We start from the raw sequence: 4,344 nt of genomic DNA on the forward strand, positions 1-4,344 counted from the left end.
GCCGCCGTTGTCGTAGCAGATGTAGAGCACGTCGTCGTTGCGCTCGAACATGCCCGACAGGCAGCCGAAGCCGATGTCGGTGGTGCCGCCGTCGCCGCCCTGGGCGACCACGCGCACCTCGGTGCGCCCCTTCACCCGCAGCGCCGCGGCGATCCCGGTGGCGACCGCCGCGGTATTGCCGAACAGCGAGTGGATCCAGGGGATCTGCCAGGAGGTCTCGGGATAGGGGGTCGAGAAGACCTCCAGACAGCCGGTGGCGTTGGCCGCGATCAACTGGTTGTCGGTCGCCTGCATGGCGGCGTCGATCGCGTAGCGTGCGCCGAGCGCCTCGCCGCACCCCTGACAGGCGCGATGGCCCGAGTTCAGCGAGTTGGTGCGCCGCATGTCCGCCTGCACGGAGCGCAGTTCGGGGTCGAGCAGACGGTTGCCGACGGTATGGGTGCCGGTCTGGTAAAACTTGACGGTGGTTGCTGTCATGGTGGGTGCCTCACTCAACCGACGCGGGCTGCCACGACACCCAGGTCGCGCAGCAGGTTTTCGGCGATCGGGCCGGAGCGGCGGGTGATGCGCTCGCGCTCGAGCTCTCGGTTCACCGCGTTCCAGTCCAGATCGAGGAAGGTCAGTGCCTCGAGCTTGTCATCCATCGCCGTGAGGAACAGTTGGTGCAGCGAGTCCTTGGTGATGGCCCGCCCCCCGAGCCCCGCGATCACCGCATAGATCGGGTGCGGATGGTTGCGCATCGCGGTGCGCACGTCGCGCGAGACGATGCCGCCGACGCCCACCGCGAAGCTCTTCTCCACCACCACCACGCGCTCGCAATCCCTCACCGCCTCACCGATCGCGGCGGTCGGGAAGGGGCGGAAGGAGGTGATGCCGAGCACGCCGATCTTGTGTCCCTCCTCGCGCAGGTCGTCGATGGTGTCCTTGATGGTGCCCAGGACCGAGCCCAGGGCCACCACCACAGTCTGCGCGTCCTCGGTGCGATAGGTGCGGATGAGCCCGCCCGAATCACGCCCGAACTGCGCCTGGAACTCCTCGGCCAACTGCGGGATCAGTTCCAGGGCCTGCATCTGCTTGGCGTGCGCCAGATAGCGCACCTCGGTGAAGGCCTCCGGGCCCACCATGGCCCCGATGGAGACCGGATCATGCGGATCGAGCACCTGCCGCGGCTCATAAGGCGGCAGATAGGCGTCCACCTGCGCCTGGGTGGGGATATCCACGCCCTCGTAGGCATGGGTGAGGATGAAGCCATCCATGCACACCATGATCGGCAGCGAGAGTTCCTCGGCCAGGCGGAAGGCCTGGATGTGCAGGTCGGCCGCCTCCTGGTTGTTCTCGGCAAAGAGCTGGAGCCAGCCCGCATCGCGCATGGACATTGCGTCGGTGTGGTCGTTCCAGATGTTGATCGGGGCGCCGATGGCGCGGTTGGCGAGCGTCATCACGATCGGCAGGCCGAGCCCGGAGGCATTCCACACCGCCTCGGCCATGAACAGCAGGCCCTGGCTCGCGGTGGCGGTGTAGGAGCGGGCGCCGGTGGCCGAGGAGCCGATGGCGACCGACATGGCGGCGAATTCCGACTCGACGTTGATGAACTCACAGTGTTGCAGGGTCCCGTCACGGACCATCTCGCTCAGGCCCTCGACAATGTGGGTCTGGGGTGAGATCGGGTAGGCGCAGATGACCTCGGGCCGGCACAGGGCCACGGTCGCGGCGACCGCGTGGGAGCCTTCACATTGCTTCAGCACGGTCGTAATCCTCCTTCTCTTTTTTCACGAAATCGTAGGCCGCACTGGCGGCGGAGATGTTACCGGACGCCACCTTGCCGGAAAACTTGTCCCTGATCGCCGCGTGGACCGAGTCCAGCGAGACGGCCCCGCTCATGGCCGCGAAGCCGGCGAGCAGGATGGCATTGGGCAGCGGGCGCCCGATGTGCTCCATCGCAATCTCGGTGGCCGGGACCGTACACAGGTGCGCGTGGTGCCAGCCGGGGAAGCGCTCGCTGATGTCGAGGTCGTCGAAATTTTTCTTGGAGTTGATGAGGACAAAGCCGTCCGGGCGCAACCCGCTGAACACATCCACCTGGTGGAGCAGGGTGGGGTCCTGGATGATGAGCCCGTCGGGCTGCATGATGGGCTCACGCAGCCGGATTTCCCGGTCGGAAATGCGGCAAAATGCCACCACGGGCGCGCCGGTGCGCTCGGAGCCGAAGCTCGGAAACGCCTGGGCGTGCTTACCTTCGAGAAAGGCGGCGATGGACAACATCTCCGCGCCTGTAACGCAGCCTTGGCCCCCGCGGCCGTGGATGCGGACCTGAAACATCATGATCGTGTCCCCTCTGTCTTGTTTGTGGTACGCAATTATGCCCCGCACTATGTAACAGTCGCACCGACCTTGCACCAAAAAATTTTCGGGGCGTACCCAGCACCCGAACCGGTCCCGGGCCACACTGACCCCATCGACCACTGATCCACCAGACGCCGGGGCCTGCCGGGCGGCGCCCACCAGCATGGCAGGCAGGCCATCAACGCACGCGGCCGGGATGAGCAGGCACCCGGTCCGGCCCGCCAGCAGACCATCGTGATCCTGGCTTACCATGCGTAACACATGGGTTTGCTCAGTGAGTTACTGCTGCCCCTTGTACCGCGTGTGCGCGGCCAACATCCGGCGCGCGGGCGCTGCGCGCGACCGCGGACCAGGCGCCCGACCTGATCCTGCTCGACGTGACGATGCCCGACATGGACGGCTACGAGGTGCTCGGGCGCCTGCGCGCCAATCCGGCGCCCCGGGCGATTCCGGTCATGTTCGTCACGGCCATCGACAGGTCGGAAAACGAGGAGCAGGGGCTCGCGCAGGGCGCGACGGACGGCTGCCCAGCAGCAGCCAAGGCTCCCGACCCACCTGATTGTGTTCGTTGGATCCCGACACTGCTCCGGGAGGCCATGTCTGTCGGCCCGCAATCCATGCCCGCCGTACCGCCAGCCAGAACAGCAGCATTACTGTCACCACCCCCAACGGGATATCTGTGGTCTGGGCCAGCGGGCGCCAGAACAAGGGCATCATCCACACCGCCGCCAAGGTGCTGATCTCCCAATCCAGGAAGCCCCGCCGCAGTCCCTCGGCCGCGAGCGCGGCCAGGGCCAGACCCAACAGGGTGGCATCGTAATCCAGGGCAAGAGGGGCGGCCAGCAGGGTCCCGGCGGCCAGTGCTGCAGCCTTGGCCGGCTGGGGCGCCGGCCCCCGCCACACCTGCCAGACCGCCGCTGCCGCCGTCAGGCTGACCAGTGCCTGCAGGGCCCAGGCGAGTCCGACCGAAGCGCCCAGCATCCGCGCGGCGGCGAATCCGCTGATCATCTTATGCCAGGGCACCAGGCCTTGCTCCAGTACCAGGCGGGAATATTCTGACTTGGCGAAAAAGGCCGCCCAAACCTCGGCCCCGAATAGCGCATAGCTCAAAGCCGAAAGGACGACCGCAGACAGCCCGGACCCGATCAGTGCCCGCCGGTTTCCCGCCGCCAGCAAGGCCACGGGCAGCAGCAACCCCAGTTGCGGTTTATAGAGCAGCACACCCATCAGTGCCCCAGCCAACCAGGGACGACGCGGCAGCAGGATCAAGCCCCAACCCAGCAGGGCCGCCGACAAGAATGCACTCTGGCCATGACCCAGGGCGACCGCTGCCACCATAATCACCAGTGATACACCGAGATAGATCAGCGGATAGACCCGCAACCGGCTAGAGTCGACCCAGTCGCCCGTCCTGATTCGTTCACGCAGCATGAGGGCTCTCCGTCGTCGTTTGGCTACCAGGTTTGCTAACGCAGATCGGCACAATGATAGAAATAGAAGCGGTCGTGGTCGCCCCAGACATTGCCTCTGACGTTTCCGGGTTCTGAGAGCTGTCCAGGGCCAGGCACTTGAGGCCGGGAGTCTTGGCTGGGTTTGGCTGGATCTGCGCAAATCCCTCGAAAATCCCCCCAGCGTAACCCCCGCCCCTCTGGTACCCTCCCTGGAAAAGCCGGAAACGTCAGGAAAGTAGGAAACTCCAGTAGAAGAAGACGCCCAACAATAACCCAACGCCAAGGGTTAGGGTGATCCGTCGGAGCCGCGCTTCAGTGATCTCATAGTAACCATCCCCCGGCAAAGCCGGGGGCTTTCATTCGTGAGCCGCTCGAAGCGGCTACGGGGTCGCTAACGCGGCCCCGCGGTTCTTGGGCCACCTAAAGGTGGCGAATCAGCCCCAGAGGTTGAGCTGTTCGAGACGCGTATCCTCCTGCTCTTGGTTCTTGATGTACTCTCGGATCGTGCCCTCGTCCCGACCCACCGTCGAGACGAAATACCCCCGAGCCC

4 protein-coding genes and 2 pseudogenes are annotated in these 4,344 nt (G+C 65.5%); 1 reads left to right on the plus strand and 5 read right to left on the minus strand.

Translation table 11 applies throughout. The features are described 5' to 3' along the window. The 3 genes from QZY48_RS05085 to QZY48_RS05095 all read right to left on the minus strand — a co-directional run. Positions 1-477 (minus strand): thiamine pyrophosphate-dependent enzyme (locus QZY48_RS05085; protein ID WP_295428590.1); only part of this gene is annotated, 477 nt, incomplete at its 3' end. A gap of 14 nt (positions 478-491) precedes the next feature. After that, positions 492-1,745: a transketolase C-terminal domain-containing protein gene (locus QZY48_RS05090; protein WP_295428592.1), complete on the minus strand. Its 1,254-nt coding sequence runs from the start codon at positions 1,743-1,745 to the stop codon at positions 492-494. Continuing rightward, entirely contained in the window at positions 1,729-2,322 is a 594-nt protein-coding gene (locus QZY48_RS05095; protein WP_295428594.1) for a 2-oxoacid:acceptor oxidoreductase family protein, read from the minus strand. Before QZY48_RS05095 ends, QZY48_RS05090 begins: the two co-directional genes overlap by 17 nt. 386 nt (positions 2,323-2,708) lie before the next feature. Between QZY48_RS05095 and QZY48_RS05100 the strand changes: the two are divergent. Then, positions 2,709-2,804: pseudogene (locus QZY48_RS05100) on the plus strand (hypothetical protein); the annotation flags it as partial. A 1-nt stretch (position 2,805) separates the two neighbouring features. Here the strand turns inward: QZY48_RS05100 and QZY48_RS05105 are convergent. Both QZY48_RS05105 and QZY48_RS05110 read right to left on the minus strand, forming a co-directional pair. Beyond that, a complete protein-coding gene (locus QZY48_RS05105) occupies positions 2,806-3,774 on the minus strand; it encodes a glycosyltransferase family 87 protein (protein WP_295428595.1) in 969 nt (322 codons plus the stop codon). Between the two features lie 454 nt (positions 3,775-4,228). Beyond that, a pseudogene (locus QZY48_RS05110) lies at positions 4,229-4,344 on the minus strand (IS200/IS605 family transposase); the annotation flags it as partial.

Origin of the sequence: uncultured Thiodictyon sp. (genome assembly GCF_903828115.1) — a bacterium.
In the GTDB taxonomy this organism is placed as follows: domain Bacteria; phylum Pseudomonadota; class Gammaproteobacteria; order Chromatiales; family Chromatiaceae; genus Thiodictyon.